This window comes from Bacillus sp. z60-11, from assembly GCF_046464135.1.
Taxonomy (GTDB): Bacteria; Bacillota; Bacilli; order Bacillales; family Bacillaceae; genus Bacillus; species Bacillus sonorensis_A.
The window spans coordinates 1-26,929 of the sequence record NZ_JBIYSN010000010.1 but is presented as its reverse complement, the minus strand read 5'-3'; the positions used below and the strand labels follow the sequence as shown (position 1 = coordinate 26,929).

At 44.2% G+C, this 26,929-nt stretch carries 32 protein-coding genes, 1 rRNA gene and 1 pseudogene; 3 read left to right on the top strand and 31 right to left on the bottom strand.

Annotation, left to right across the window (positions count from 1 at the left end):
• Positions 1–31: 31 nt before the first annotated feature.
• The 17 genes and pseudogenes from ACINLD_RS21205 to metG all read right to left on the bottom strand — a co-directional run bounded on the left by ACINLD_RS21205 (position 32) and on the right by metG (position 15,002).
• Positions 32–262 (bottom strand): anti-sigma-F factor Fin family protein, encoded by a 231-nt coding sequence (locus ACINLD_RS21205; RefSeq protein ID WP_026589819.1) that lies wholly within the window; start codon positions 260–262, stop codon positions 32–34.
• A 57-nt stretch (positions 263–319) separates the two neighbouring features.
• Positions 320–886, bottom strand: coding sequence for an aminoacyl-tRNA hydrolase (gene pth, locus ACINLD_RS21200; protein ID WP_026589820.1), 567 nt, complete (start codon positions 884–886; stop codon positions 320–322).
• Positions 887–1,002: 116 nt separating this feature from the next.
• Positions 1,003–1,629 (bottom strand): 50S ribosomal protein L25/general stress protein Ctc, encoded by a 627-nt coding sequence (locus tag ACINLD_RS21195; protein ID WP_077735251.1) that lies wholly within the window; start codon positions 1,627–1,629, stop codon positions 1,003–1,005.
• 80 nt (positions 1,630–1,709) lie between these two features.
• Positions 1,710–2,660: a ribose-phosphate diphosphokinase gene (locus tag ACINLD_RS21190; RefSeq protein ID WP_026589822.1), complete on the bottom strand. Its 951-nt coding sequence runs from the start codon at positions 2,658–2,660 to the stop codon at positions 1,710–1,712.
• Between the two features lie 20 nt (positions 2,661–2,680).
• On the bottom strand, positions 2,681–4,051 hold the full coding sequence (gene glmU / locus ACINLD_RS21185; protein ID WP_077735252.1) for a bifunctional UDP-N-acetylglucosamine diphosphorylase/glucosamine-1-phosphate N-acetyltransferase GlmU: 1,371 nt from the start codon (positions 4,049–4,051) through the stop codon (positions 2,681–2,683).
• A gap of 295 nt (positions 4,052–4,346) precedes the next feature.
• A complete protein-coding gene (gene spoVG / locus ACINLD_RS21180; protein ID WP_003178198.1) occupies positions 4,347–4,640 on the bottom strand; it encodes a septation regulator SpoVG in 294 nt (97 codons plus the stop codon).
• Between the two features lie 180 nt (positions 4,641–4,820).
• Positions 4,821–5,198 (bottom strand): 2-iminobutanoate/2-iminopropanoate deaminase, encoded by a 378-nt coding sequence (gene ridA / locus ACINLD_RS21175; protein ID WP_026589824.1) that lies wholly within the window; start codon positions 5,196–5,198, stop codon positions 4,821–4,823.
• Positions 5,197–6,050: pseudogene (gene purR, locus ACINLD_RS21170) on the bottom strand (pur operon repressor); the annotation flags it as partial. The gene ridA and the pseudogene purR, both read right to left, overlap by 2 nt.
• Positions 6,051–6,106: 56 nt before the next feature.
• Positions 6,107–6,976 carry a 4-(cytidine 5'-diphospho)-2-C-methyl-D-erythritol kinase gene (gene ispE, locus ACINLD_RS21165; protein WP_026589826.1) on the bottom strand — a complete coding sequence of 290 codons (870 nt, stop codon included), beginning with the start codon at positions 6,974–6,976 and terminating at the stop codon, positions 6,107–6,109.
• Between the two features lie 186 nt (positions 6,977–7,162).
• Positions 7,163–7,348, bottom strand: a complete 186-nt coding sequence (locus ACINLD_RS21160) for a small, acid-soluble spore protein, alpha/beta type (RefSeq protein ID WP_026589827.1) — start codon at positions 7,346–7,348, stop codon at positions 7,163–7,165.
• Positions 7,349–7,496: 148 nt separating this feature from the next.
• Entirely contained in the window at positions 7,497–7,757 is a 261-nt protein-coding gene (gene veg, locus ACINLD_RS21155; RefSeq protein WP_003178187.1) for a biofilm formation stimulator Veg, read from the bottom strand.
• 324 nt (positions 7,758–8,081) lie between these two features.
• Positions 8,082–8,957: a sporulation peptidase YabG gene (yabG, locus tag ACINLD_RS21150; protein ID WP_026589828.1), complete on the bottom strand. Its 876-nt coding sequence runs from the start codon at positions 8,955–8,957 to the stop codon at positions 8,082–8,084.
• A 150-nt stretch (positions 8,958–9,107) separates the two neighbouring features.
• A complete protein-coding gene (rsmA, locus tag ACINLD_RS21145; protein ID WP_077735253.1) occupies positions 9,108–9,986 on the bottom strand; it encodes a 16S rRNA (adenine(1518)-N(6)/adenine(1519)-N(6))-dimethyltransferase RsmA in 879 nt (292 codons plus the stop codon).
• A complete protein-coding gene (gene rnmV, locus ACINLD_RS21140; protein ID WP_077735254.1) occupies positions 9,979–10,539 on the bottom strand; it encodes a ribonuclease M5 in 561 nt (186 codons plus the stop codon). The genes rsmA and rnmV overlap by 8 nt, the downstream gene beginning before the upstream one ends.
• A gap of 164 nt (positions 10,540–10,703) precedes the next feature.
• Entirely contained in the window at positions 10,704–12,032 is a 1,329-nt protein-coding gene (locus ACINLD_RS21135; protein ID WP_035428862.1) for a G5 and 3D domain-containing protein, read from the bottom strand.
• Positions 12,033–12,152: 120 nt separating this feature from the next.
• Complete coding sequence (locus ACINLD_RS21130; protein WP_077735255.1) at positions 12,153–12,920, bottom strand: TatD family hydrolase; 768 nt, start codon at positions 12,918–12,920, stop codon at positions 12,153–12,155.
• Between the two features lie 93 nt (positions 12,921–13,013).
• On the bottom strand, positions 13,014–15,002 hold the full coding sequence (metG, locus tag ACINLD_RS21125) for a methionine--tRNA ligase (protein WP_077735256.1): 1,989 nt from the start codon (positions 15,000–15,002) through the stop codon (positions 13,014–13,016).
• Positions 15,003–15,508: 506 nt separating this feature from the next.
• Between metG and ACINLD_RS21120 the strand changes: the two genes are divergently transcribed.
• Positions 15,509–15,799 (top strand): AbrB/MazE/SpoVT family DNA-binding domain-containing protein, encoded by a 291-nt coding sequence (locus ACINLD_RS21120; protein WP_085959887.1) that lies wholly within the window; start codon positions 15,509–15,511, stop codon positions 15,797–15,799.
• Between the two features lie 49 nt (positions 15,800–15,848).
• Here the strand turns inward: ACINLD_RS21120 and rsmI are convergent, their stop codons facing one another.
• The 13 genes from rsmI to ACINLD_RS21055 form a co-directional block, all read right to left on the bottom strand.
• Positions 15,849–16,724 (bottom strand): 16S rRNA (cytidine(1402)-2'-O)-methyltransferase, encoded by an 876-nt coding sequence (gene rsmI / locus ACINLD_RS21115; protein ID WP_026589834.1) that lies wholly within the window; start codon positions 16,722–16,724, stop codon positions 15,849–15,851.
• The gene (locus ACINLD_RS21110; RefSeq protein WP_051290501.1) at positions 16,648–16,998 is read right to left on the bottom strand and encodes a GIY-YIG nuclease family protein; all 351 of its coding nucleotides are present in this window, start codon (positions 16,996–16,998) and stop codon (positions 16,648–16,650) included. The genes rsmI and ACINLD_RS21110 overlap by 77 nt, the downstream gene beginning before the upstream one ends.
• On the bottom strand, positions 16,985–17,728 hold the full coding sequence (locus ACINLD_RS21105; protein ID WP_026589835.1) for a tRNA1(Val) (adenine(37)-N6)-methyltransferase: 744 nt from the start codon (positions 17,726–17,728) through the stop codon (positions 16,985–16,987). Before ACINLD_RS21105 ends, ACINLD_RS21110 begins: the two co-directional genes overlap by 14 nt.
• A 56-nt stretch (positions 17,729–17,784) precedes the next feature.
• The gene (gene yabA, locus ACINLD_RS21100) at positions 17,785–18,147 is read right to left on the bottom strand and encodes a DNA replication initiation control protein YabA (RefSeq protein ID WP_409445311.1); all 363 of its coding nucleotides are present in this window, start codon (positions 18,145–18,147) and stop codon (positions 17,785–17,787) included.
• 14 nt (positions 18,148–18,161) lie between these two features.
• Entirely contained in the window at positions 18,162–18,989 is an 828-nt protein-coding gene (locus tag ACINLD_RS21095) for a stage 0 sporulation family protein (protein ID WP_026589837.1), read from the bottom strand.
• 2 nt (positions 18,990–18,991) lie between these two features.
• Complete coding sequence (gene holB, locus ACINLD_RS21090) at positions 18,992–19,981, bottom strand: DNA polymerase III subunit delta' (protein ID WP_077735258.1); 990 nt, start codon at positions 19,979–19,981, stop codon at positions 18,992–18,994.
• Between the two features lie 11 nt (positions 19,982–19,992).
• Entirely contained in the window at positions 19,993–20,433 is a 441-nt protein-coding gene (locus ACINLD_RS21085; protein WP_077735259.1) for a YaaR family protein, read from the bottom strand.
• Positions 20,434–20,444: 11 nt separating this feature from the next.
• Positions 20,445–20,774: a cyclic-di-AMP receptor gene (locus tag ACINLD_RS21080; protein ID WP_026589840.1), complete on the bottom strand. Its 330-nt coding sequence runs from the start codon at positions 20,772–20,774 to the stop codon at positions 20,445–20,447.
• A 74-nt stretch (positions 20,775–20,848) separates the two neighbouring features.
• Complete coding sequence (gene tmk / locus ACINLD_RS21075; protein ID WP_026589841.1) at positions 20,849–21,484, bottom strand: dTMP kinase; 636 nt, start codon at positions 21,482–21,484, stop codon at positions 20,849–20,851.
• Positions 21,485–21,486: 2 nt separating this feature from the next.
• Complete coding sequence (locus tag ACINLD_RS21070) at positions 21,487–22,923, bottom strand: aminotransferase class I/II-fold pyridoxal phosphate-dependent enzyme (RefSeq protein WP_409445312.1); 1,437 nt, start codon at positions 22,921–22,923, stop codon at positions 21,487–21,489.
• 134 nt (positions 22,924–23,057) lie between these two features.
• Positions 23,058–24,176 (bottom strand): toxic anion resistance protein, encoded by a 1,119-nt coding sequence (locus ACINLD_RS21065; protein WP_277692206.1) that lies wholly within the window; start codon positions 24,174–24,176, stop codon positions 23,058–23,060.
• A gap of 14 nt (positions 24,177–24,190) precedes the next feature.
• On the bottom strand, positions 24,191–24,808 hold the full coding sequence (locus tag ACINLD_RS21060; RefSeq protein ID WP_409445313.1) for a 5-bromo-4-chloroindolyl phosphate hydrolysis family protein: 618 nt from the start codon (positions 24,806–24,808) through the stop codon (positions 24,191–24,193).
• Positions 24,809–24,989: 181 nt separating this feature from the next.
• Entirely contained in the window at positions 24,990–25,148 is a 159-nt protein-coding gene (locus ACINLD_RS21055; RefSeq protein WP_409446681.1) for a sigma factor G inhibitor Gin, read from the bottom strand.
• Here ACINLD_RS21055 and ACINLD_RS21050 point away from each other — a divergent pair.
• Positions 25,116–25,220: a hypothetical protein gene (locus ACINLD_RS21050; protein WP_372708716.1), complete on the top strand. Its 105-nt coding sequence runs from the start codon at positions 25,116–25,118 to the stop codon at positions 25,218–25,220. The two genes, ACINLD_RS21055 and ACINLD_RS21050, sit on opposite strands and share 33 nt — an antisense overlap.
• Positions 25,221–25,404: 184 nt before the next feature.
• Positions 25,405–26,790 carry an amino acid permease gene (locus ACINLD_RS21045; protein ID WP_035428869.1) on the top strand — a complete coding sequence of 462 codons (1,386 nt, stop codon included), beginning with the start codon at positions 25,405–25,407 and terminating at the stop codon, positions 26,788–26,790.
• A 36-nt stretch (positions 26,791–26,826) separates the two neighbouring features.
• Here ACINLD_RS21045 and rrf read toward each other — a convergent pair.
• Positions 26,827–26,929: ribosomal RNA gene (gene rrf, locus ACINLD_RS21040) — 5S ribosomal RNA — on the bottom strand; the annotation flags it as partial.

Genomic DNA, 26,929 nt, shown 5'->3' with positions numbered 1-26,929 from the left:
GCTTTGGTCTAGTCTCTACACCAAAGCTTTTTTATTGAATAAATGACTGATATTGATGATAATCCGGATTTCGTTCCAGCGCTTCCTGGCAATCTTCACATATCGTCCTAATGTGTAAATCCCCATTATCCTTATAAGAAATCATATCGTTTCTTTCCTCATTTGTTAAGTGGTCAAAGCCCAATTGCGCGCTATTGACATAAGAATGATCAAGACTTCCTACTTTTACGCCGCAATGGCGGCAGTAATAATGCAAAGCCATAAAGGAACCTCCCATAGCCAGTCTTTTTACGACTAGTATGTTCTGATCCCGTGCCGCTTATACCTTTGCATTAAATTCATTCATGACTTCTAAAAAAGGTTTTTCCAAAGAAGCTTCACAGGCCTTGGCCGATTGTTTGACGGCCTCTTGTATCGCCGGCTCTTCTTCATCTGTAAAAGCGCCAAGCACATAGTCGACGATTTTCATGCCGTTGACCGGACGGCCGATTCCGATTCTGATCCGGTTAAACTCCGCTGTTCCCAGATGCTGAATCATCGATTTGATGCCGTTATGGCCTCCTGCGCTTCCTTTTGTCCTCAGACGGATTTTTCCGGTCGGAAGATCCAAATCATCATAGATCACCTTCATGTTCTCAACAGGGATTTCGTAATAATCCAGAAGCGGCCTCAAGCATTCTCCCGATAAGTTCATATATGTAAGCGGCTTAACAAGTAGAACCTTTTTGCCGGAAACAAATCCAATTCCGTATTGACCGTTGAACTTTGTTTTATCAAGCGGAATGCTCCACTCTTTTGAGAGCTCGTCGATCGTCATAAAACCTACATTGTGTCTCGTATTTTCATATGTTTTACCCGGATTGCCCAATCCTGCAAACACAAGCATTATTCTATATCCTCCCTTAAGCAAAACCCTGCCTCAGCATACCGAGGGGGAGCATCCTAATTTCCCCTCATTCTAGCACAAAAGACGTAACCGCGGGAGGATTACGTCTTACGTATTTATTCTTCTTTTTCCTCTTCAGTGCCTTTTTCTGGTTCCTCAACGTCTTGTGCGGCTGATTCGGCTTCCGTTTCTTCCTGCTTTTGAGGAGGAAGAATGGATGCAACAACTTCACCAGGCTCATGGTTGTATGAATAATCACCTTTGGACGGAATATCGCCGACGGTTAGAACATCGTTGACTTCGAGACTGGAAATATCGACGTCGATCGTTTGCGGAATGTTCTTCGGCTTTGCTGTGACAGACAGCTCGTAAAGCGGCTGCTGAAGAACACCGCCCTGTTTGATGCCCTCTGCTTCACCCGTAAGGTTTACAGGGACCGTCGCCTCAATTTCCGCTTCCATATCAACCACTTTAAAATCGGCATGGACGATTGAATCTTTTAACGGATCCGTCTGCAGCTCAGTCACCATAACAGAGTGCTGATCACCGTTTATATCCAAGTTGATAATCGTATTTTTGCCCTCAGCGCGCAAGATTTTTAAAAGCTCGATACTGTCTAACGCTACGGATTTGTTCTCCAGATTTCTTCCGTAAATGACACCCGGCACATACCCGGATTGCCGAATTCTTCTTAAAGAAGACCGTCTGGAATCCGTTCTTTCTTCCGCTTTTAAAATTGCCATATTCAGCACCATCCTATCGTTAGATTGGTCTTTCTAAAACCATACCCATAACGACAAAACTTTAAACCAGAATCAGCAAATTAATCGAACAGGAAGCTGACAGATTGTTTTTCATGCACACGAATAATCGCTTCCGCCAACAGCGGCGCGACAGAAAGCTGTTTAAACTTCGCAATTTTCTTTTCTTCAGGAAGCTCAATGCTGTTGGTCACAACGAGCTCTTTAATTTTGGAATTGTCGATTCTTTCGATCGCCGGACCGGAAAGAACCGGATGTGTACAGCATGCATACACTTCCTCTGCGCCGCTTTCGACGAGCGCATTGGCCGCAAGCGTAATCGTTCCTGCAGTATCGATAATATCATCGATTAAAATGGCTGTTTTTCCTTCAATATGTCCGATGATATTCATAACCTCGGCCACATTCGGCTTTGGACGACGTTTGTCGATAATCGCAATCGGCGCTTTCAAACGGTCCGCCAGCTTGCGGGCACGTGTCACACCACCGTGGTCAGGAGACACGATCACGACATCCTTGAAATTTTTCTCTTCAAAATAATTTCCTAAAATCGGAACACCCATTAAATGGTCGATCGGGATATCGAAGAAACCTTGAATTTGCGGAGCGTGCAGGTCAAGAGCGATCACCCGGGTAGCGCCGGCTGTTTCAAGCAGGTTGGCCACGAGTTTTGCGGTAATCGGCTCGCGGGAACGGGCTTTACGGTCCTGACGGGCATAGCCGTAATAAGGCATCACGATATTAATCGTTTTCGCCGACGCACGTTTCAGCGCATCCACCATGATCAAAAGCTCCATGATGTGCTCGTTCACCGGCGCGCTTGTCGATTGGATGACATAGCAGTCGCAGCCGCGGATGCTTTCTTCGATATTGATTTGAACCTCACCGTCGCTAAAGCGTTTAACAGAACTCTTTCCAAGCTCAACTCCGACGCTATCCGCGATTTCCTTCGCAAGACCCGGATTTGAGTTTAAAGAAAAAATCTTCAAATTGTCGTCTTCATATTTAGACATGGTAAACCTCCGATTTAGGATTATTTTTTGTGTATGTTCTCAACGTAGTCTTCTTTGTTGACTTGTCTTGCCCTTGCAATAGACAAAGCCCGGCCGGGTACATCATCGGTAATTGTTGAACCCGCCGCTACGTAAGCGCCCTCGCCGATTGTTACAGGAGCAACCAAGTTGGAGTTGCAGCCAACAAAAGCTCCGTCCTCAATTTTCGTTTTAAACTTATTTTTCCCGTCATAATTAACGGTAATCGAACCGCAGCCGAGATTGACATCCGATCCAATTTCCGCGTCCCCTATGTAACTTAAATGAGATGCTTTGCTGCGATCTCCGAATTGCGACTTTTTCACTTCTACGAAATTGCCGATTCTTACTTCATTGCCGATTTTAGAGTCAGGTCTGATATGAGCAAACGGCCCGATCGTCACATCGTCGCCGACTTCGCTGTCCACGACAACGGACTGTTTAATAACGGTCCGGCTCCCGATCGTACAGTTTTCCAGCTCGCTGTTTTGTCCGATCATCGTGTCTTCACCGATGACAACTCTGCCCTTGATCACCGTTCCAGGATAAATCACGGTATCCCGGCCGATGACGGCTTCCGGTGAAATGTATGTGTTGGCTGGATCGATTAAGCTGACGCCATTTTGCATATGGCGTTTGTTGATGCGCTGCTTCATATAAGCTTCAGCTTGAGACAGAGCTACCCTGTCATTGACTCCGAGCGTTTCTTGGAAGTTATCAGTCTGATAAGCGGCAACAGTCTCCCCTTGATTTTTCAAGATTTCAATCACATCAGGAAGATAATATTCCCCTTGGACATTATCATTGGACACCTGCTCGATCGTCTGGAAAAGAGCTTCATTATCAAAGCAGTAGGTTCCTGTGTTGATTTCTTTGACAAGGCGTTCCTCAGCTGTTGCGTCTTTATGTTCGACAATTTTTGCAACATCGCCGCTTTCGTTGCGTATGATGCGTCCATAGCCTGTCGGATCTTCCGCAAGTGCTGTTAAAATCGTAACCTTGGCTGCTTTCTCCTGATGCTCACGGAGCATGGCTTCCATTGTTTCCGCTGTTAAAAGCGGAGTATCTCCGCAAATGACGATCGTCGTTCCTTTTTCGCCTGCAAGAATCGATTTAGCTTGCTTGACAGCATGTGCCGTACCGAGCTGTTCAGCTTGAAGAGCATATTCACTCTTTTCCCCGAGCTGTTTTTTGACATCTTCTGCACCATGTCCGACAATTGTAACCAACTTTTCCAATGACAGCTTGCGGGCTTCATCGACAACATGTTCGACCATCGGCTTTCCGCAAACAGGATGAAGCACTTTATATAACTTTGATTTCATTCTCGTTCCTTGACCAGCTGCTAATACAACTGCAAACCGCTTATCCATGTATTGGCCTCCATTATCCCTATTATCCATAGAAAAATATATCCTAAATATGAGCTGATTTCAAGCAAGCCAAAAAAGGAAATCAGCAAATCAAGACGACAAATTTTAGACTTTCTGGGATATTTATGGGATCATATCTTTCGGCTAAGTCTCTGTTCTTTTAGTGAACTAAGCTGCCCGGGCTTCATTTTCACCCATTTACTGATATATGCACGGATAAACCATATATTGTCATTTTATTATCATATCATCATTTTTTGCAAAACAAAAAGGGCTTTCTATAAGCCCTTCTTTTTTAAGAAGCTCCCGCTTCTTCATATTCTATTTCCTCAACGTCACCCAAACGATGATATTCATTTAACACCGCGTCCTGAATTTTTCCGCGGGTGCTTGAGTTGATTGGATGAGCGATATCACGAAACTCTCCATCAGGTGTACGCTTACTTGGCATCGCAACGAAAAGACCATTGTTTCCATCAATTACACGAATGTCATGCACTACAAATTCGTGATCCAGCGTGATGGATGCAATCGCTCTCATGCGACCATCGGTATTCACGCGGCGTAATCTTACGTCGGTAACTTCCACAGTAGTTCACCACCTTTTCCCAATATAAAAACATTAGTGTAATTATTCAACGGTTTTTTTTGTTTTCCTGCATAACCCTAAAATATTTTTGTAATATTGGGATAAAAACACACTGAATTGTCAAAAATTCCAACAAAAAAAGATGGTTTTGTCAGCCAAAACCACCTTTTAACGATTCATCTATTTCACGAGTGCGATGACTTCAATTTCAACCAATGCATCTTTCGGGAGACGCGCAACCTCCACACATGATCTCGCCGGTTTATGTTCAGCGAAATACTGGCCGTAGACCTCATTAACCTCGGCAAATTGATTCATGTCAGCCAAAAACACGGTCGCTTTCACGACGGTTTCAAGCGAAGCGCCCGCTTCTTTCAGAACGGCTTTTAAATTGCGGAACACCTGATGCGTCTGTTCCGTGATGTCTCCATCGACCATTTCACCCGCCGGGGTCAGAGGAATTTGCCCTGAACTGTAAAACATATTATTGACGATAATCCCCTGTGAATATGGTCCGATTGCTTCCGGAGCTTCCTTTGTCTGAACAACCTTTGCCATTCTCAATCTCCCCATTCTTTATTGATTTTCTTCAAAAAATCGCGGAAAATTTCCGTTTTGTATTTCTACGTTTTTTTCCTTTATATCGATTTCTGAAAGGGTAAGAAGCGACATATACTCATCAACAAGCCGCTCCTGCACCCCCTGGGCTTCAACAAGAACGCCGATGCCTGCAACATGAGCGTTGAATTCATCCAGCAGATTGATCATGCCATTGATCGTACCGCCCGCTTTCATAAAATCATCGATGATCAACACGTGCGAACCCGTTTTCAAGCTGCGTTTTGCAAGCGACATCGTCTGAATGCGGTTGGATGAACCTGAAACATAATTGATGCTGACCGTTGACCCTTCCGTAACCTTGTTGTCCTTCCTGACGATGACCGTCGGCACATCCAAATAACTCGCTACGGCATATGCCAGCGGAATGCCTTTCGTGGCGACCGTCATCACGACATCGATTTCCCTGTCCGAAAAAGCTGAAGCAAAAATCTTCCCGGCCTTTGTTAACACTGATGGCTTTCCGAGGACGTCCGTCATATATAGATAACCGCCGGGCAAAATCCGTTCTGAATCGACCAACGACTCCCCGAGTGTTTTGACAAAGTCTGCTGCCTCATCAAGCTTAACCTTTGGAATGTATTTAACACCGCCCGCTGCTCCCGGCACTGTCTGAAGCGTTCCGATTCCCTGCTGCTCGAAGGTCTGCTTAATGATGGTTAAATCTTCACTAATTGATGATTTAGCAGATTGATACCGTTCTGAAAAGAAGGTTAATGGCACTAAGACATGCGGATGGGTCAACAAATAATTTGTCAGATCCACCAATCTGCCGCTTCGACGAAACTTCATGCACTTACCTCCAAAATCCGAATATTTTTAAAAATAATATAACTTAACATACGGATTTAATCAAGGTCATTTTGTTCTCCGATCATTCGGACAGCATATACCTGATCGCAAAACCCTCTTAACCCGTTGTAAATTCTCTGTACTTTTGATTCATACTGCACCAGTCCGAACACCGTCGGTCCGCTTCCGCTCATCAGTACCGCATCTGCGCCAAATCGTTTCATTTGATTTTTTATCATCGCCACTTCAGGGTGCATGTTCAATGTGACTGTTTCGAGAACATTCCCAAGTTTTTCACACATTTTATGAAAATTTTTCTCTTCAATCGCAGAAATCATACCTTGAACATCCGGATGTTCGATTTTGTCGAGCTTCAGCTGCTTGTACACTTCCGCGGTTGATACGCCGATCGTCGGCTTCGCCAATACAACCCAGCAGTGCGGCGGCGTCCCGATGTGGCGGATTTTTTCCCCCCGCCCTGTTGCCAGAGCCGTTCCCCCGTGAACGCAAAATGAGACATCCGATCCGATTTCCGCACCGAGCTCGGCCAGTTCATTCACAGAAAGCTTCAAATCCCACAGGCGGTTCAAACCTCTGAGGACAGCGGCTGCATCGCTGCTCCCTCCGGCGAGCCCTGCCGCCACAGGAATGACCTTTGTGATGAAAATGGAAACACCTTTTGTAATGGCGTAACGCTTTTTTATGAGCATCGCAGCCTGATAAGCAAGGTTTCGCTGATCGTCCGGTACAAAACGGTTATGTGAAGATACTGTCACTTTATCTTCTGCCAGCTCTGTTAATTCAATTCGATCCGCCAAATCGATCGTTGTCATCACCATTTCAACTTCGTGATACCCGTCAGAACGTTTACGGCGAACGTCGAGCGACAAATTAATTTTAGCCGGCGCCTTCTCTAAAATACGCAATCCAGTCACCTACTTCTCCATCTAAACATAAGTATCCACATTGTAACATATTTTGAAGTACAGGCGTACAAATGCATGCACAGCAGCAGGGCGCCGCTTTTTTAGCTCTGCTGGCAGAGGCATGGCCGCCTCGTAAAAGGCCCTGATAAAAAACGGAGGACAAATTGTCCTCCGGTTGTCACTGTTTTATTGATTTTGTCTGTTTTGAGCCATTTGCTGTTCGGCTAATTCGATGGCCCTCTTCACCATGTTTCCGGCGTCTCTGGCCCGAATTCCGCCCCAGCCCTCAGTTTTTACCGTATCGTAAAATCCAAGATCTTTAGCCAATTCATTTTTGAATTCCTCTGACATGATGCTTCGACGTCTGCCCATGCGAAACAGCCCCTTTCAAGTATCATACCATTCGTCTGACTCATCATAAAACGAGTGACATTCATTAGCTTTGCTTGATCTTTAGCAGAACTTGCCCGAAAAATATTGGATAAAACAAAAAAGCAGTAAACATGACGTTTACTGCTTATTAAAGGGCTACTGAGCTCGTTTTATCGTCAGAAAATCTTAACTCAACCGTCTCAGTAAGAATATCGGCATAACTGTATGAAACTCTTTCAAACGAGTTCTCGTCTTGATCTAGTTGTATCACAAAAACAGAAGGGTACGTCTCAGCTAAAATGCCCGAACGCTCAATCGTTTTTCGGCGGCCTCCGTTTGCTTTTAACGTCAGCCTTTTTCCCAAATGTCCATCAAGCGATCTTTTAATATCGGACAACGTTTTCGCCATTGCATCCACCTCACTATATTCAGTATACACCAGAAGCCCATTTTTGTCAAATAAAATTTAAATTATATCAACGTTCATAAGCCTCTGTCAATAAAATATTTGTGACAAATTCTACATCAACTTTCCCTTATTTTCCTCATTTTTCGCTTATTTATGTATGCTTTTTAAAAAAAGGGAAAATTTATTCAAAAGCGAAGCAAAAAACCCGCACTTGCGGCGGGTTTTTATCTTATTGAGAAACGCTTATTTCTCCGCTGTTCACAGACCGCTTGAGGGACCCGCATGTCCTCCCGGGCCAAGGTGGATGATCATCCTGACAACCCTTTAATCGTTTGCTTTATATGGCATCCCGATTCTTAAAACACCGCGTGTTTCAATGCCGCCGAGCCCTTTCTCCCGCGTCAGGGTATTCCTGAGCACCTCCCAGACGTTGATGCGGTCCATAAACGGAGTGAAGCTGATTTTTGCCACAATATAAACCGGATCAAGCGCATGGATGTTGACTCTTGAGGGTGAGCTTGCAAAATTAGCCCCGGCTCTGATCAATGATTCAAAATGGGACTGGCACGCCCCGGCAAAAATGACAAGCTGATCGAGATGGGGGATTTTTTTCCTCGCTTTTTGCACAGTTTCGATGAAATCTTTGGTGTGCCTGTAAGCGTCCAAATTGTCGATATCGCCCTTTTGCTTTGAATAGGCATCATGTCCGGTGATGACAAGGAGATCCGGACGGTATTCATCGATCAGCTCCTCAATAACGGAAGACATTTTCTTTTCATGACAATGAATCCCGTACACTGGAACGCCGATCTTTTCATACAATGTCAGGCACTTTTTTAAATAAGCTGAATCGCCATCTAAATGCAAAACCCTTCCAGGCAGATGGAAATATTGCTGTTGGGTGCTGTATTGATTTGTGGCGCGGTATTCGTGTTTGTCGCGAAGAAGCTTATAATCCTGGCGAAGCAGATCGAGGGATTCCTTCATTTTTGATTCTTCCTCCCTCTTTCTCATCTGCCGCTCAGCCTCGCGCACAATCTCCAGGTCAGACAAATTCGCATCAGCGATCAATCTGACTTCATCTCCGTGCAATACGGCGACAGGATCACCGTTTGCCGATTGATCAATTCGTATAATTCGAAATAATATATCCCTTCGATAGGATTTTCTGACAACCATATCGCCTATTTTAAATTGCATGCTTTTCACTCCACACATAGACTAAGCCCCATCATGATGAACGAAAAAACAATAATAAAGGTGCTTCTTTAGCCTATGTACCTGCCGTTCAAGTGGTGAACAGCTGGCAAGCCTCATCAGTGCGCCGCGCTTCATAAAAAAAGCCCTCCATCAAAGAAGGGCTTTCGATAAATGCTCGCTCAGAACGGCGAACTCTTCAATGCTGAGCGATTCTCCGCGCCTTTTGCCGTCAATCTGCGAGTCTTGGAGCGCTTTTTCAATATCCGCTTTATGCTCTTTGCCATTCGCCAAATTATTGACGAGATTGTTTAAAAGCGTTTTGCGGCGCTGAGCAAAACTTGCCTTCACGACCTGAAAGAAAAACGCTTCATTCTGAACTTGAACGGCAGGTTCTTTCCTCAACGTCAGCCTGATGACGGCAGAATCAACATTTGGCTGAGGTACGAAAACGGTTTTCGGAACGTTCATGACCGTTTTTGCTTCAGTGTAAAACTGAACGGCGATGGAGAGGGATCCGTATTCCTTTGAAGAAGGCTTAGCTGCCATCCGGTCTGCGACCTCTTTTTGCAGCATGACGACAATGCCTTTCAAAGGCAGATTCTCCTCTAAAAGCTTCATAATAATAGGTGTGGTCACATAATACGGCAGATTAGCGACGACCATGACCTCTTCACAGTCTTGAAACTGTTCATCCATCACCGCCTTGATGTCCGCTTTCAGAACATCCTGATGGAGGACCGTTACATTGTCGTACGGAGAAAGGGTGTCCTTTAAAATCGGCAATAGCCTTTGGTCGATTTCAAACGCCGCCACTTTCTTCGCGCGTTTTGCCAGCTGTTCGGTCAATGCCCCGATCCCCGGGCCGATTTCAATCACGCCCGTTGTCCCGGTCACTTCGGCGTGGTCAACGATTCTGTCCAATATATTCGTGTCGATCAGGAAGTTCTGTCCCAAGCTTTTCTTAAATGAAAAACCGTACCGCTTGAGAATTTCCTTTGTTCTTATTGGGGTGGCGATGTCCTTATTCATTCTCTTCCTCCCGCAGCACTGCATCCAGCGCGCTTAAATAGTCACTCTTTTTAATTTGAAACATCTGCAGCCGTTTTTGAAGCTGCTTTCCGTTTGTGTATCCGATATTCAATATGTCGCCGAGCCGCTCGCGTCTTTGTTTCGCAAGCGGGCCTCCAATCAGGCCGGCTTCGATTAAATCCTCGGTCTTGATTTCCGGTTCCACCGCATCCATTTCTTCTTGAACGGTTCTCAAACAGTCGCGGATGCTTTCAAGCGAGGCATGCTCAACACCAATTCCCCGGTTGTTTTTAGGCTTTGCCAAATGCTTTGGCAAAAATGCATGCTTACAGCCCGGTACTTTTTCGGCAATCGTTTTTCTGATTTTCTCCCCCGGGAAATCGGGGTCAGTAAATATAATGACGCCGCGCGTTTTCTGAGCGAGCCGAATCCGCCTGATGACATCCTCTCCTATAGCAGATCCGTTTGTTTCTATTGTATCTGCATCAACAGCCGATTTGATTTTGGCTGTGTCATCACGTCCTTCAACCACAATAATTTCTTTAATTTTCATTTTTTCCTCCGAATGTCGAAAAACCTTATATTACATTTTAAAAAAAACTGAAACCTTTTTGTAACAAAACCGTCTAATTAGATGAGAAACAAGATGGATCTATTATAACCAAAAAAACAGAGGGCGCAAAATCCCTCTGCTTGCTAAAAATAATATAAGTATATTTAGTTCAAAACCTTGATTTTAACTCGTTTGTTCCCCCACCGGTAAGCGGCGGACTTGTTCGGAAAGAATACATCAATTTTGCGGCCTTTAATGGCTGAGCCCGTATCGGCTGCGATCGCATAACCGTATCCTTCTACATGCACTTTGGAGCCCAATGGAATGACGCTTGGATCTACAGCAATCACCTTGGAGCCCGGATTGCTTTTCAAATTCACGCCGGTCGCAGTATGGCCTGAGCATCCGTTACAGCTTGCAGTATACGCTGTGGATGATACATAAAATTCTTTTCCTGAGGATTGATTGCCGCGCGATACATTCGCGCTGACTTGCGCCACTGCTTTTCGTTTTGTTCCGACGGCGATCACTTTGGCTTTGCTTTCTGCTGTCGTTTCCTCTTTAATCAATTCCCTGGAAACTTCTTTGCCGTTTTTCATCACGACGGCATAATGCTTTTTAAGCTTGCCTTCTTTGCCGTGCTGAACGACCTTCTGTTCGCCCTTCTCCAGAGATGAATCTTCTTTCTTCTGGACGTCAAAAGGGATCTTTTCTTCCACTACATCGGTGACTTTTTTGATACGGGTGATGTAAACGTCAGCCTGATCTTTCGTCAGCTTCTTGTCTAGTGCAGGCTTGACTTCATCCTTATCGCTTATGCTGATCTTATGTTGTTTTAAAAAGTCAGCGACCGTAGTCGAAGTTGTCCATATATCTTTATGTTTACCGGCATCCTTTACGGTTACTTTAAAAGCCCTTTGCAAAGTCAGCTTCATATCTTTTTTTATTTCTTTATCAACTGAGGGGTTAATTTGATCGTGTTCCGCCAACTCAAGATTTAAATCTTTCAGAAGCTTTCCGACTGTACCCGCTGTTGTCCATATTTTCTTTTCCTTCCCGTTTATCGTCAACTGAACGGGCTTGGCAGCAACATACTCAATGTTCATGTTGCCCGTGATTTTTGTATTTTCAGCGGGAGAAATAAGATCTTCTTTCCTCGTTTCAATATCCAAACTTTTCAGCAGCTCGCCTACGGTTTTAGCATGCGTGCGAACATCCTGCTTTTTCCCGTTAATAGATATTGAGACTTGCTGTTTAGCGAGCTCATGTACTCCGTAAGCAGTTCCGCTTCCTGCCACTAGCAGTCCAGCAGCAACCAGTATCCATCTGCTTTTGCTAAGCTTTACGGAAAACAGCTTTTTCATTTTTTGTATGATGAAAAACGCCTCCTTCTCCTCGGGGAGATTATATAGAGTATCTACAAGCCTGTCAACCCTCCTCTCTATTTTCTCCGCAAGCCCGCCATCTCTTTTATTATGGGAAAACACCCTCATAAAAGAAAGAAAGAAAGACTTGTCGACACAGATATCCTATGAGTGTAAACAGACATGTAGAACTTTTGAGAACCTTCTCCCGAAAAGACAAGCTTGCCCACAGGTCGATATCAAATGCTGTCAGTTAATGCCGAAAAGTTTTTTTGCATTCTCTGTAGTAAAAGTTGCCACTTCCTCATAAGTCAGCCCTTTCAGTTCAGCAATCTGCTCAGCGACAAGCTTGACATAGCTCGGTTCATTACGCTTTCCTCTAAAAGGATGAGGCGCCAAAAACGGGCAATCCGTCTCGATCAAAATTCGATCGTTCGGCACTTGTTTGACAACTTCTTTCGGTTTTTTGGCATTTTTAAATGTGACCGGCCCGCCAAAAGATAGGTAAAAATTCATATCGATGCATTCTTTGGCGATTTCGGCACTCCCGGTGAAGCAATGCATAATGCCGCCGACTTTTTCCGCCCCTTCTTCGCGCAATATGGATACAACGTCTTCAGTTGCCTCGCGGTTATGGATGACGATCGGCAGGTTGACCTCTTTTGCCAATGCGATTTGTTTTCTGAACACTTCTTTTTGAACGTCCTTCGGCGATTTATCCCAATGATAGTCCAGTCCCATTTCTCCAATCGCCACAACCTTTTCATGGGCCGAGAGCTTCTTGATCCATGCTAAGTCCTCATCCGTCATATCAATCGCATCAACAGGGTGCCAGCCGATTGCCGCATAAATGAAATCATAAGCATCAATCAATTCCATTGCGCGCGTAATCGTCGGCCGGTCAAAACCGACCACTACGATGTGTTCCACTTCTTCTTTCTTTGCCCGGGCAATCACGTCTTCCAAATCGTCGTTGAACTGCTCGGCATTTAAATGTGCATGTGTGTCAAATAACATGTAAACGCCACCTTTTTCATAAATGTTGTCGATAAAAACAAAAGGTGTTCGACGAAATGTTACACGTGAAACACCTTTTGCTATTGGTCTGATTTATTTAATACGTGTCCCGTTCGCCAGTGAACTGTCTACGGATGCCAGTGAAAGAAGACCTTGATCCTCTCCAGCTAAAATCATGCCTTGAGACAACTCGCCTCTTAGCTTGACCGGTTTTAAATTGGTTACGCAAATCACTTTTCGGCCGATGAGCTCCTCAGGTTTGTAGTGTTTCGCAATTCCCGAAACGACCTGGCGCTTTTCAAAGCCTAAATCGAGCTGAAGCTTCAACAGCCGGTCCGCTTTGTTAACAGGTTCCGCACGAATGACTTCAGCAACCCGCAGCTCCGTGCTCATAAAATCATCAATTGTGATCTCCGAGAGCCGTTCAGGCGCTTCCGCTTCTTTTTTCGCTTCTTCTTTTGGAGCCGCTCCCTGCATTTTTGCTTTAATATATGCGACTTCTTCCTCAGCATCGAGCCGCGGAAACAACGGTTCTCCTTTTTGAACCTGCACCGACTTTAATTGTCCGAAGCTGTCAATGCTATCCCATCCTTTTAATGAAGGATCGGAAATGCCCAGCTGTGAAAAAATCTTTTCAGGCGTCTGCGTTAAAAACGGCTGAAGCAGCACAGCGGTGATTCTCAGCGATTCAGCTAAATGGTACATCACAGATTGAAGCTCTTTTTCTTTTTCTTTATCTTTCGCAAGAATCCATGGTGCTGTTTCATCAATATATTTATTGGTTCTGCTGACAAACTGCCAGAGGGACGAAAGTGCAACAGAAAACTCCATGTTTTCGATCGCCCGCTCATACGCTTGAATCGTCTCTTTTGCAAATGAAGACAGCGATTCATCGTAAGCCGTTACAGGGCCTTCATAAGCTTGGATCTGTCCGTCGAAATATTTGTTGATCATGGCGACCGTTCTGTTTAAAAGGTTGCCCAAGTCATTCGCCAAGTCATAATTTATCCGCTCAACAAATCCTTCCGGTGTGAATACACCATCAGATCCAAACGGAACTTCGCGAAGCAGATAGTAGCGAAGTGCATCAAGGCCGTATTTGTCGATCAGTGTCACAGGGTCGACTACATTCCCTTTTGATTTAGACATCTTTCCATCTTTCATTAACAGCCAGCCGTGGGCAAAAACCTTTTTAGGCAATGGAAGGTCTAATGCCATCAGCATGATCGGCCAATAGATGGTATGGAAGCGGACGATTTCCTTGCCGACCAGGTGAACATCAGCCGGCCAATACTTCTGATAATTTTCATCATTTGCCGTATTAAAGCCCAGAGCCGTGATGTAGTTAAACAGCGCATCGATCCATACATAGATGACATGCTTTGGATTTCCCGGCACTTTGATGCCCCAGTCAAATGTCGTTCTGGAGACAGCTAAATCTTCAAGACCCGGTTTAATAAAATTGTTGATCATTTCGTTTTTGCGGGATTCAGGCTGAATGAATTCAGGATTCTCTTCATAGAAAGCGAGAAGGCGGTCAGCGTATTTCCCCATACGGAAGAAATAGGATTCTTCCTTGATCAGTTCAACGGGGTGCCCGCTGTCAGGACTTTTTCCGCCGATCACCTCGCCTTTTTCATTGCGTTCAACATCGACAAGCTGTGTTTCGGTGTAGAATGTTTCATCAGGGATGCTGTACCAGCCCTCATATTGATCAAGATAAATATCGCCGTTGTCGAGCAGCTTTTGGAAAACCTTTTCGATCACACTTTTATGCCGTTCTTGTGTGGTTCGAATGAAATCATCGTTGGATATATCTAGCTTTTTCCAGAGCTCTTGAATGTCTTCTGCCGCACGATCGACCAATTCCTGCGGAGTGATATTCTCCTTCTCCGCTGTTTGTTGGATTTTCTGTCCGTGCTCATCTGTTCCTGTTAAGTATCTTACATCAAAGCCCCGCAGTCTTTTGTACCGGGCCATCGCATCACCGGCAACGGTTGTGTAGGCGTGACCAATATGTAGCTTTCCACTTGGATAGTAGATCGGTGTTGTAATGTAAAACGTATTCTTTTCTTGCGGCATCATGGAACCTCCCAATTAAAATGTCAAAAAACTCCCGCCCAAAGGACGAGAGCGGCATGTGCATTCATTCACTATATACTCAATATATAATCCCTCTATATATGATACCATCTTAGCCTTTAAGTTCAAGAAAATATACATTGTCGACAAACAATGAATGCAGTCGATTACAATTTTTGATTTGAAAAGAAAAATTATACTTCGACAAAAAAATGCTTTCATTGTCGAATAATGTCGTATATAATCGATATGAAGAAAAACCTTAGTTCGAAAGTCTTGATTTAAGGGCATTTTTCAAGACTATAACTTGGTTTTATCATCTTCAAATCCCTTGTTTAATCAGTTCTCACAAGGTCTTTTGACTATATGATGTAATTTTTACAATCAATAGAAAAGAAAATGATTGACGTTTATTGGAAACCTTGTTATGCTAGGACTGTAAGGATTTTGTCGAATAATGACGAAGATAATAACACCTATTAAAATAAGAATCTTTCGGGAGGAGAATGAATATGAAATCTACAGGTATCGTACGTAAAGTTGATGAGCTAGGACGCGTGGTGATTCCGATTGAACTTCGCCGTACACTTGGAATCGCAGAAAAAGACGCTCTTGAAATCTATGTTGACGACGAAAAAATCATCTTGAAAAAATATAAACCAAACATGACTTGCCAAGTAACAGGTGAAGTTTCTGATGACAACCTTAAACTTGCCGGCGGTAAATTGGTTCTTAGCCCAGAAGGCGCTGAGCAAATCATCAACGAGATTCAAGCACAACTTCAATCTCAAAAATAATTATTTTGATTATACAAAAACCGTTCTTGCGGAAGCAAGAGCGGTTTTTTTAGTTTTGTATATGGTAGGCTTCATAAATTTTTCGTTTGGGAACGCTTCGGTCGGCAGCGGTTTTTTTGATCGCTTCTTTCGAATGGAGTCCTTTGCCGATATAATATTCAACATGTTCTTTTTCTGATAGATTCTCCCACCAAAGCGCTTCTTCGACAACCTCTTCGCCGGCCCCTTCAATCACAAGGCAAAATTCTCCGCGCACTTGCTCCTGCTCGGTCCATGCCAGCACTTCTTCGATCGTCCCTCTTATAAATTCTTCAAATTTCTTTGTCAGCTCTCTTGTCACGGCAATGTTGCGGTTGCCAAACACATCGTAAATCGCCGTCAGCGTTTCCTTGAGCCGATGGGGAGATTCGTAAAAAATCATCGTTTCCCGCCTGTTTTTCAACGCCTCAAGCTGCTTTTTTCTTTCGCGTTTATTCCGGTCCAAAAAGCCGAAAAAGAAGAATGGCTGGGGAGCGATGCCCGAAGCGATCAGCGCGGTCATAGCCGCATTCGCCCCCGGCAGAGGCACAACGTACCCGCCGATCGCGATAAAATCGCGGACGATTTCGGCGCCTGGATCAGAGATTGTCGGCATGCCTGCATCGCTGACCAAAGCGACATTTTTCCCATCCTTCAGCCATTCCAAAATTTTATGTCCGCTGCTTTCTTTGTTATGTTCATGATAGCTGACCAGCTGTGTTTCAATTTGATAGACATGGCACAGTTTCTTTGTCTGCCGTGTGTCCTCCGCGGCGATGACGTCAGCCTCTTTCAATGTATCAATGGCCCGAAATGTCATATCCTCCAAATTACCGATTGGCGTCGGCACGAGGTATAGAATGCCCATCTCTGATTGTTGAGCAAAGCTCTTTTGTCGATTGATGATCAACAGCCTCCCTTCGTTTTTGCTTTTCTTCTATATAATGTTCTTTGTTTTTTCTCGATAATTTTTTGAAATAATACTCAGCTTGCATCGCCTCCCGTTTTGTTGGAAAGCGCTCCGCATAATGGAGCGTGACCGGCAGCCTCGCTCTTGTATATTTGGCGCCCTTTCCGTCATTGTGGGTTTTCAGTCGTTTTTCGAGATTGTTCGTATAGCCCGCATATAAGCTGCCGTCTGCGCATGACAGCACATAAAAGTAATGATCATTTGTCTCCATATAAAATCTTCCTTATCTCGTTTGTATATTGGTCATTCTCGTCATATACAAACAGAGGAGACAAAATTTTAAGGTCGGGCCTGCCGTCTTTAATGCCTTCCACCAGAATGGTATTAGCTTCTTTGCTCTGTTTCGGATAAACGAATTGCACACGTTTCGGTTCAATCTGATATGCCTTCATTAATTCAAAGATTTCGAGCAATCTGCCCGGCCTGTGAACGAGAGCCAGCTTTCCGCCTTGTTTTAAAAGCTTGCTGCTGACTCGAATCACATCTTCCAGCGTGCAGTAAATTTCATGTCTGGCTATAGCCAGGTGTTCATTCAGGTTTTGCTCCGTTTTTTGCGGAGTTTTAAAATAAGGGGGATTGCAAGTGACAACATCAGCTTTGTTATAGCCAAGCACCTGCGGCATATTGTTCAAATCATCCCTGATGAGATCAATCTGCTGTTCCAGATTGTTGTAGGCCACACTGCGAAGCGCCATATCATAAAGCCTTTCCTGGATTTCAACCCCGGTGATGTCCGCTTTTGAACGGGTGCTGAGAAGCAGGGGAACAATCCCGTTGCCTGTGCATAAATCAATGATTTTCCCTTTTTGGATGGGAACATAGGCGAACTTTGACAGCAGCACCGCATCTAAAGAAAACGCAAAAACCGTCGGACTTTGCACGATTTTCATATCTTCTGCCAGCAAATAATCGAGTCGTTCATCATCTTTTAATTGAATCATGTTTTTTCCCTTTCTGTCCTGTGAAAAGGGCTTCCGTCTGCCGGAAGCCCTTGCTTTTATTTTTTATTTAAAAACGACAGGCAGAACAGACAGTCTCCTTCTTTGCGGACGCTTCCGTAATGGATATTGCAGATGTGGAAGCCCTCCTGATACAGGCGCGCCAAATTATCGTGGCCCTCTCCAATATCAGCATGCCCTGTCTTTTCCGCTTTTATCTCTTTCTCATCCGCTTTTGCCACATTCAGCCTTTGATCTGTCTCTTCCAACCGCTTCCGCAGATGTTCGTTTTCCAGCTGCAAATGATTATTTTCTTCGATCATTTCCCCGATGTGCTGCTTAAGGTCTCCAAGCTGCCGGTACAGGGATCCGATTTGTTCTTCTAAACTTATGACTGTATCAAACAATTCTTTTTTATCCAAGGTTTCACACCTCGTCAATCTGTGGTTTGTGCAGATACGACACCTTCTTGCAACAGCTCATCCCACGTGTATTCAACGACTTTTTCGCAATCTGTCAATTCGACTTGCAGGATGCGTTCGAGAATATTCAGTCCGACGACCTTTGCCGGTCCGTTGGACGTGGCGATCACTTCTCCGATATCCGGAAGCTGTTCTTTGGCTGTTTCGTATTCATCGTTTTCGTATTTCAGACAGCACATCAGCCGTCCGCATAGACCGGAAATCTTCGTTGGATTAAGGGACAGATTTTGGTCTTTTGCCATTTTGATAGAAACCGGTTCAAAATCGCCAAGAAACGTCGAACAGCACAGCATTCTTCCGCAAGGCCCGATGCCGCCCAGCATCTTGGCTTCATCTCTTACACCGATCTGTCTCAGTTCGATTCTCGTTTTAAAGATGGATGCCAAATCCTTAACAAGCTCTCTGAAGTCCACTCTTCCGTCGGCCGTAAAATAAAAAATAACCTTGTTTCGGTCAAAGGTAAACTCGACATCGACCAATTTCATTTCCAAGCCGTGTTCATTGACCTTTTTCTGGCATACGTCAAAGGCGGAAAGTGCAGCTTCCTGATTTTCTTCCACAATCAGCCGGTCGCGTTCATCCGCCACCCTGATCACTTTTTTCAACGGCAGCACAACGTCGTTTTCGTCCACCTTCTTATTCGCGATGACAACCTGCCCGTATTCAACGCCGCGAACCGTTTCAACGATGACGCAGCTGTCTTTATCTATCTGAAATCCGTTTGGATCAAAATAATAAATTTTGCCCGCTTTTTTAAAGCGAACACCTATGACGTTATACAAGCTTATCCCTCCTGCAGCATTAAAACCAAGTGCTCCATTAAACCTTGGGCATTCACATTGGAATAAAGCCGTTTTTTTGCTTCTAAAACAGCAAGAATCTGGTTTGTCACTCTTTGTTGTGTTGATTGCAGCGCGTGCTGTTTTAATGATTGGAATAAGTCCTGAAATAATATTTTATCTTCATGTCCGATCTGAATAGACAACACATCACGATATATAAATAAAAGCATATCAAGACCCATTTCTTGATGGTCTTTCTCCTTAAAAAAGGGCATCCACTGATCTTGAATATAGAAAAAAGCATGTCCTTTTCGCTGGTGTAAGACTTCATACAATTTTATCACTTTCGCTCTCGTCTCTGCAAACTGATCATTTCGACTTAATTCGAGCGCTTCCGATAAATTGTTGGTCATATTCGACAAAATCGCAGCAAGTTGCTGTGTGACGCCTTGCTTGATCAGCTCCTTTTCAATCGATTCGGGCAAAAGCGATTGAAAAGACAGAACCTGACACCGCGATATAATCGTATCAAGCAGCTTGTGCTGCTGTTCCGTTAAAAGAATGGCTATCGTATCGCTGTTCGGCTCTTCCAAAAATTTCAGCAGACTGTTGGCCGCATTTGCCGTCATCTGGTCTGCATGGGAGATAATGTACAGCTTTTTATGCGATTCCAAGCCCGTTTTTGAAAATTCCTCTTGAAGAGCCTGAATCTGTCCTTTTTTGATGGATAAGCCATCAGGATGAACGACGTGTACGTCAGGATGGTTGCCGGAAGAAATCCGCTGACAGTTTCGGCAGGATTCACAAGGTTCCGCACCGTTTTCCAGACAAAAAAAACTTTTCGCCAGCAATATGGCCGCATCCAGCTTGCCTGTTCCTTTACGGCCTTCAAACAAATAAGCGTGTGCAAGACGATTTCTTTCTATACTGTTTTGCAAAAGCTTCATGACACGCGGCTGAAGCTTTTGCATGTCTGTCCAGGTTGTAGCCATACCATCACTCTCTATGTGTAAAGGTTTATCAATAAACCCTTTATTTCCCCAATTCGTTCCAACAATTCGATAGAGGGCTTTTCTTGATCCATTAATTCCTCTGTCAACTGTACAAGCTTTTCGTCAAGCTCCTTGACGATGCTTAGCGTTCTGCTGTTTCCGTATAAATCGAAACTCCTTGAATTCTCAAGCGTTAAACCGTTTTCCACGGCTTCTTTCACAAAACGTTTGATCAAGCCTTTAAATCTTGCCAAGTCCTTGAAGTTTCTTGATTTCGTCAGTCTTTTGCCAAACGTTTCGATATCGGTCAAAAGCATCGTCAGCTGTTCAAACCTGAGCTTACCGCTTTGTATATTCATCTTTTCCTTAAAAGAAGCAGCAGCATTTTCTCCTCTGATTGCAGGAGCCTGCTGTTTTTCTATCATCGTCCGCAGTTCTTGACTTATTTTCATATCCTCAACCCTTAAAATTGATGGAATTGCTCAATTGGCAGTACAAAAACGGTTGCTCCGCCTACTTCAACTTCAACCGGATAAGGAACATAAGAATCCGCATTTCCTCCCATCGGAGAGACAGGCGCAATCAGCTGATCCCGTTTGCTTCCGTTTTCTTTTATCAGACTTAACGCTTTATCCACTCGAATATCATCAACGCCCATCATGAAGGTGGTGTTTCCCGATTTCAGAAAACCGCCGGTTGACGCCAGCTTGGTCACGCGGAAATTATGATCGGTCAAAGCCTTTAAAAGCCGATTGCTGTCTTGATCCTGAACAACAGCTATAATTAACTTCATATGAAAAGCCTCCTTTTGATTGGAAACGCCTAAGGATATTCTTGTTTCCATTATAACAACGATTGGTAATCAGGTCACAGCCGATTTTTTAACGCTTCATTAATAATTTGATTTACCCTTTTTAATACATCTTCAAATGTCTGGCTGGCGTCAACCGTTTGAAAACGGTCGGGAAACCGTTTGATCGCCTCTTGGTAGCCTTCCTGAACCCGCTTGTGAAAGTGAATTTGTTCAAGATCGAGACGGTTCTTTTCCCGGTCTTCATTTGCATTGATCCGTTTGAGGCCTTCCTCGGGTTCAATCGCAAAGAAAATGGTCACATCCGGCATCATACCGCCGATCGCAAACTGGTTGATAGAAAGAACTTCGTCCATTCCAAGTCCCCTTGCATATCCTTGATAAGCCAAGGAGCTGTCGATGAACCGGTCGCACAAGACGATTTGCCCCTTATCAAGGGCGGGTTTGACTTTTTCAACAAGGTGCTGCCTCCTTGCCGCTGCATATAAAAGCGCCTCTGTTTTAGGGTCCATATCCGTATTTTTCGGATTAAGAATGACTTCGCGAATCTGTTCGGATATGTCAATGCCTCCCGGTTCTCTTGTTGCAAGAACGGAATGGCCGTTTTTCATCAATATTTGGGCTGCGGCCTCAAGGACGGTTGTTTTTCCTGCACCTTCAGGACCTTCAAAAGTAATAAATAAACCGCTCATGATTACTCCTCTTCTATATAGACAGTTATTTGTTTATCCTCCAAGTGAACGCCTCCCTGAATGTGAACATTCAGGTCGATAAGCCGTGACAACTGGCTGATGCTCTCTTCGGTTATTCTTTCCCCCGCCATGATCAAAGGAATGCCGGGCGGATATGGAATCACCTGCTCGGCGCTGATTCTGCCGGCAGCCCTGCTCAATGGCACCGCCTCTTTTTTCAAAGAGGAAAGGACGCTTTTTTCAAAAGGCAAGGTGGTGATTTTTTCTATAGGCAGCTCGATCCGGGATCGGCTTTGCTTGGCGGCCGGCCAGTGATCGATTCCCTTTTCAATCTTCCTGATGAGCTCCGGTGTGAGTCTGCTTTTCCCCTCCAGTGGAAGGATGAACAGCACCTGCTTTTCATCTGCTAACTCGGGATGGACCCCGTTCGCCTCAAAGATGCTTTTCAATTCATAGCCGGAGTGGCCATGAAGCGACCTGACACAAAGCTTCAAAGGGTCCTGCCGAACGCCGGGATCAGCCGGTTCTACGATTTCCAGTCCTTTGATTTTGAAGAAATGCTCTTTTATTTCATTGATCCCTTTTTCAATCTTTGTTATTCTATGCGATTTTATGATCTCCTCGGCATAGGCCCTGGCTAAATCCAAAGAAGCCATAATCGGATAGGAAGGGCTGCTGCTCTGAAGTACGGTCACATAATGCTTCAGCCTGTCCCTGTTGATTCTCCCGCTGTTGAGGTGAAGGTAGGAGCCCATTGTCATCGCCGGCAGCGTTTTATGTGCTGACTGTACGACGGCATCCGCACCCGCTTCTAATGCCGGCTGGGGAAATGGACGGCCCAATATAAAATGGGCGCCATGGGCTTCATCGACTAAGACAGGTATGTCATGCTTATGGGCTTCAGAGATAACGGGTTGAAGGTTGACGGCATGTCCGTAGTAATTAGGATATGTCAGCATCAGCCCTTTTGCCGACGGATGCTTTAAAATCGCATCTTGGACGGTCTTTTGCAGAACATGGGTTGGAACATCAAGCGCATCATCCACTTCAGGCGTCAAAAACACCGGCTGGGCGCCCGACAGTTCAACCGCATGAAATACCGACTTGTGGCAATTTCGCTGAACGAGCAGGACATCACCCGGTCCGCAGACTGAAAGAATCATGGCCAGATTGCCGACCGTTGATCCGTTAACGAGAAAAAAACTTTCTTTTGCACCAAAAAGCTCTGAGGTTAAATCCTGTGCTTCCTTTATAACACCTGACGGCTCATGTAAATCATCAAGACCCGTCAATTCGGTGACATCGATTTTCAGGATGGATTCAAACAGGGTTCTCGCTTCATCAAAAAAGACATCTCCATTGTGATGTCCCGGAACGTGAAAAGATTGATGATTTCCTTCTGCATGGTGAACCAATGCTGTATATAAAGGTGTTTTCATGTATACCGATCCTTTTATGTAAGCCCGGAAATCCTTCCCGGCATCTCTCTTTATTCAAACATCTCTCATCAAGTGGATGCTGACCTTATTATACCTTTGAAAATGCCTGACTTAAAGGAAGACCTTTTGGAAATTTACCGATCGTCTTTCATATTCATAAGCTTCATTTTAAAATCTCCCTCAAGCTGCCTTATTTTTTCTTCAGCCTTCAGCCGTTTTGCCTGTCCCTCTTCTTGAATGTTGAGGGTCTCTTCAATTATGCCGATTAAATTGTCCTGCACTTTTTTCAAGGTTTCAATGTCGACGAAGCCGCGTTCTTTCTCTTTGGCGATTTCAACTGAATTGGCTTTCAGCATCTCTGCATTTTTGATGAGAAGCTCATTTGTCGTGTCGGAGACTTGCTTTTGCGTTTCTGCAGCGCGGTGCTGCCTCAGCAGGGCAAGCGCAATAGCCACCTGGTTTTTCCACAGAGGAATGGCTGTTATAATTGAAGACTGGATCTTTTCGGCCAATACTTGGTTTGTATGCTGAATGAGCTGGATTTGCGCCGCGCTTTGCAGCGTAATCTGCCTGCTCACTGTTAAATCGTAGAGACGTTTTTCCAGCCGGTCGGCAAACTGAATCATATCGTTTATGTCGTGGGCGGCCATATGATGCCGCTCCGTTTTTAGTTCTTCCTTCAGCTTGGGAATAATTTTTGTGTGCAATTCCTCCAGTTTCAGCCTCCCGGCGGCAATATAAATATTTAACGCCTCGTAATATTCCCGATTCTTTTCATAAAGCTGATCAAGCATTTTGCGATCACCGATCAATGCTGTTCTGGAATATTCAAGCCTTACACTGATTCTGTCAATTTGGACGGCAGTTTTTTGGTACCGTGATAAAACCTCTTGGACGGAATGGGAACCCCCTCCGAAAAAGCGGGAAAAGAAGCTCCGTTTTTTCGGCTGCAACTCATCAGGGCTGACCTGCTTAAGCTTTTTCACCAGCTCTCCTAAAACGTTTCCGGTCTCGCCTGCATCGTTCTTTTGAACATGCTCCAAAAAGGCATGAGAAAAATCAGCCAGTTTTGATTGAGTTTGAGCTCCAAATTGTGTGATGCTCTGGTGATTTTTCGGATCAATCTGTTCAGCCAGCTGCAATGCCCGCCTCCGGTTTTTTTCAGACAATACATCTGCTCCTTGTCCATAAGGATCGACAAGAAGATCACGTCCCGCCGCGCCCTTTCGCTGTGAAGGATTGGATTCAGTCATTCATCTCTCCTCCTTCAGCTTTTCTTCAACGAATTTTTGGCGACATCCAGCTCAAATTCCAGGTGTTCGATATCCGATTTCAGCAGACAGTAAAGGTCTTCTTCCAATTGTTTTGCAAGCTTGTCAATTGTCATTCGCGTTTCGCTCAACGACACTTCCAGCTTCGCATTCCGCTTTGGCTGTGAGGCTAACAAAGCATATTTTTCTGTCAATTCAACAATTGAATCAAGGTGTTGATAATAAAAGCGTTCCACTTGATAAAAACGCTTCGGCTCTTTCTTTGTGATCGTGTAAATTCTTCTGACGATGCGCAAAATTTCAAAATTCTGTTTTATCGTTTGGATATTTCTCACTGCAAACAGCGCTTTTCTTAAACGGGCTATTTTCTCTTTTGCTTCCCGCAAATTTTGTTTAATATAGGCATATTCGCGTCTTGTAAGCTGATTGTCTCTTAAAAATAAATAGGTTCCATACCACTTTCCCCCGGCATAAATGACAGTCCAAGCTCCTGCCGCATAAAGAGAGGACAGGAGAAATGTCTGGTCAAAGGCAAAGAAACTGGTAAACCAAAGGAATACGGACATTGTACTTGCGATTACAGTACGAAGTAAAAAATGACAAATCGGTTTCATCACATCATCTCCTCCTCATCCATTCTTTCATAAGCTAAAAAGCCGCTGTCATATATCAAAAAAGACATCTCAATCCGATGTCCCGAAACAATCCGCATGTTTCCCATCTTTATTATACCGTGCTCTGATAGGATCTGAAAGACTCCCGATCGATAGGCAAAAAAAAAGACCTTGAAACGGTCTAAGAATACAATGGCGGTGTGCGGAGACTTTTTAATTTTTTTACATAATCAGAGTATTGAGGGTCGGACGTTGATGTCGATATAATCTTTTTTTCGCAATCTTCACATAAAAATTTAGTATAAAGGTGAATTCCTTCGCTTTTTGTTTGTTCACAAATGATACACGTTTCCCCATGATCAGACTTACTCATCCATTCCACCTCCATGGTATAAGTATTTCCAACCTTTAATATTTGTATACAAAATTAAGAAAGTTTTTGAAGGTTAGATCAGTATATGTAGGCGCTGGGCATTAGGTGTCTGTATCAACGTCATCTATGTGCGGATTTTCCGGCAAATGAGCTTGACCTGCTCATGATAGAATTCGGGAAAATGGAAATAATACCTTTATCGATTTTAAAAGGACTGAGTCTGATGAAAGATCCTCATCTCATCAAGCAAACCGTAAAACATCAGCAGGCAAAACAAGCAGCGCAGGGAAAGGGGCCAGAACTGAAATGGTGGCAGCTCTCTCTGATTGGCATCGGCTCCATTATTGGCGCAGGCTTTTTTTTAGGGACGGGACTATCGATAAAAACCGCTGGTCCTTCTGTTTTACTTGGCTATATGATAGCCGGTCTGACAACTTTTTTTGTATTCAGCGCACTCGCGGAAATGACCGTCAATGATCCCCAGGCGGGCTCATTTCGAACCTACGCCAGAAAAGCATACGGTCACCCGATAAGCTTTATGTCTGGCTGGATGTATTGGCTGGCGGGCATCTTTATCATGTCCAGTGAAGTCGTTGCACTTGCCACATTCACACAATTTTGGTTTCCCTATATTCCATTATGGGTTTTTTCAATCATGTATTCCGGGTTGGGAATTGGCATCAATCTTTTGGGAGTCAAAAACTTTGGAAAAATCGAATCTATATTTGCTATCATCAAACTTTCAACTTTAATTGCGTTTGTATGTTTTGGCCTTTTGTTTGTTTTTGGTGTGGTCAACCCGAAGGATGCTGCAGGGACTGCATCGGTGGCTTTCGGAGCGCTGTTTCCAAATGGCGTTATCGGTTTATGGTCAGCGCTTATTTTTGTCTTTTTTTCTTTTGGCGGTATTGCTGTTATCGGTGTCGTATCATCAGAGCTTGAAAATAAAAATGAAATTCCCAAGGCGGGGTTTGGATTGACGATTCCGCTCGTCTCCATCTACTTGGCAGCCTTGCTGCTGATATTTCTTATGGTGGACTGGACAACCGTTAACGAGTCGGAAAGTCCATTTGTAACCGCACTGGCAGCTTTTCAAATCCCTTATATCGATTCAATATTTAACGCCATCATCATTAGTGCAGCATTTTCAACAATGGTCGGTGCATTGTTTTCAGTAAGCCATGTCATGATTTCTTTAGCTCAAGATGGCGATGCTCCTAAAGGCTTACAAGAAAAAAACAGCCGCGGCATTGCTTTTAAATCACTCTCGCTTACGGCTTTAGGATTATGTATTTCGATTTTTTTCTCGTATCTGTTACCAAGCAATATGTATGAGTATATCACCACTTCCGCCGGAGTTATGCTGATTTTAAATTGGATCATTATCCTGGCTTCTCATATTAAACTCCATCCAACATATCAAAATAAAACATCATTTAAAGCATTCGGATATCCTTTCACTTCATACTTAGGCATCGGTTTTATTTTGCTGGCACTCTCCGGCGCTATGATTCATACGAGCGAACGAATCGGCTTATTCATAAGCGTTGGCCTGTTATTCGTCATTTTTCTTTGCTATAAAATCATTTTCCAGGTGAGAAAACAATAAAAAAGACCAGCTTATTTAAAGCTGGTCTTTTACATTGCTTGGCGGCGTCCTACTCTCACAGGGGGAAGCCCCCAACTACCATCGGCGCTGAAGAGCTTAACTTCCGTGTTCGGCATGGGAACGGGTGTGACCTCTTCGC

Coding starts and splice junctions, on each gene's coding strand:
- metG (WP_077735256.1), bottom strand. CDS start 15,002: ATGCCGCAAGAAAAGAATACGTTTTACATTACAACACCGATCTACTAT.
- ACINLD_RS21190 (WP_026589822.1), bottom strand. CDS start 2,660: ATGTCTAAATATGAAGACGACAATTTGAAGATTTTTTCTTTAAACTCA.
- ACINLD_RS21045 (WP_035428869.1), top strand. CDS start 25,405: ATGAAAGATCCTCATCTCATCAAGCAAACCGTAAAACATCAGCAGGCA.
- ACINLD_RS21120 (WP_085959887.1), top strand. CDS start 15,509: ATGAATATGAAATCTACAGGTATCGTACGTAAAGTTGATGAGCTAGGA.
- ACINLD_RS21160 (WP_026589827.1), bottom strand. CDS start 7,348: ATGGGCAGACGTCGAAGCATCATGTCAGAGGAATTCAAAAATGAATTG.
- holB (WP_077735258.1), bottom strand. CDS start 19,981: ATGGCTACAACCTGGACAGACATGCAAAAGCTTCAGCCGCGTGTCATG.
- ACINLD_RS21130 (WP_077735255.1), bottom strand. CDS start 12,920: ATGTTATTTGACACACATGCACATTTAAATGCCGAGCAGTTCAACGAC.
- veg (WP_003178187.1), bottom strand. CDS start 7,757: ATGGCGAAAACGTTGTCCGATATTAAAAGATCGCTTGATGGACATTTG.
- ACINLD_RS21110 (WP_051290501.1), bottom strand. CDS start 16,998: ATGGAGACAAATGATCATTACTTTTATGTGCTGTCATGCGCAGACGGC.
- yabG (WP_026589828.1), bottom strand. CDS start 8,957: ATGCAATTTAAAATAGGCGATATGGTTGTCAGAAAATCCTATCGAAGG.
- rnmV (WP_077735254.1), bottom strand. CDS start 10,539: ATGAAAATTAAAGAAATTATTGTGGTTGAAGGACGTGATGACACAGCC.
- tmk (WP_026589841.1), bottom strand. CDS start 21,484: ATGAGCGGTTTATTTATTACTTTTGAAGGTCCTGAAGGTGCAGGAAAA.
- ACINLD_RS21135 (WP_035428862.1), bottom strand. CDS start 12,032: ATGAGGGTGTTTTCCCATAATAAAAGAGATGGCGGGCTTGCGGAGAAA.
- ACINLD_RS21070 (WP_409445312.1), bottom strand. CDS start 22,923: ATGAAAACACCTTTATATACAGCATTGGTTCACCATGCAGAAGGAAAT.
- ACINLD_RS21060 (WP_409445313.1), bottom strand. CDS start 24,808: ATGAAACCGATTTGTCATTTTTTACTTCGTACTGTAATCGCAAGTACA.
- ACINLD_RS21205 (WP_026589819.1), bottom strand. CDS start 262: ATGGCTTTGCATTATTACTGCCGCCATTGCGGCGTAAAAGTAGGAAGT.
- ACINLD_RS21195 (WP_077735251.1), bottom strand. CDS start 1,629: ATGGCAATTTTAAAAGCGGAAGAAAGAACGGATTCCAGACGGTCTTCT.
- ACINLD_RS21065 (WP_277692206.1), bottom strand. CDS start 24,176: ATGACTGAATCCAATCCTTCACAGCGAAAGGGCGCGGCGGGACGTGAT.
- pth (WP_026589820.1), bottom strand. CDS start 886: ATGCTTGTGTTTGCAGGATTGGGCAATCCGGGTAAAACATATGAAAAT.
- ridA (WP_026589824.1), bottom strand. CDS start 5,198: ATGGCAAAGGTTGTTCAGACAAAGGAAGCTCCGGAAGCAATCGGACCA.
- rsmA (WP_077735253.1), bottom strand. CDS start 9,986: ATGAATAAGGACATCGCCACCCCAATAAGAACAAAGGAAATTCTCAAG.
- ACINLD_RS21105 (WP_026589835.1), bottom strand. CDS start 17,728: ATGATTCAATTAAAAGATGATGAACGACTCGATTATTTGCTGGCAGAA.
- ACINLD_RS21085 (WP_077735259.1), bottom strand. CDS start 20,433: ATGAAAATAAGTCAAGAACTGCGGACGATGATAGAAAAACAGCAGGCT.
- glmU (WP_077735252.1), bottom strand. CDS start 4,051: ATGGATAAGCGGTTTGCAGTTGTATTAGCAGCTGGTCAAGGAACGAGA.
- ACINLD_RS21080 (WP_026589840.1), bottom strand. CDS start 20,774: ATGAAGTTAATTATAGCTGTTGTTCAGGATCAAGACAGCAATCGGCTT.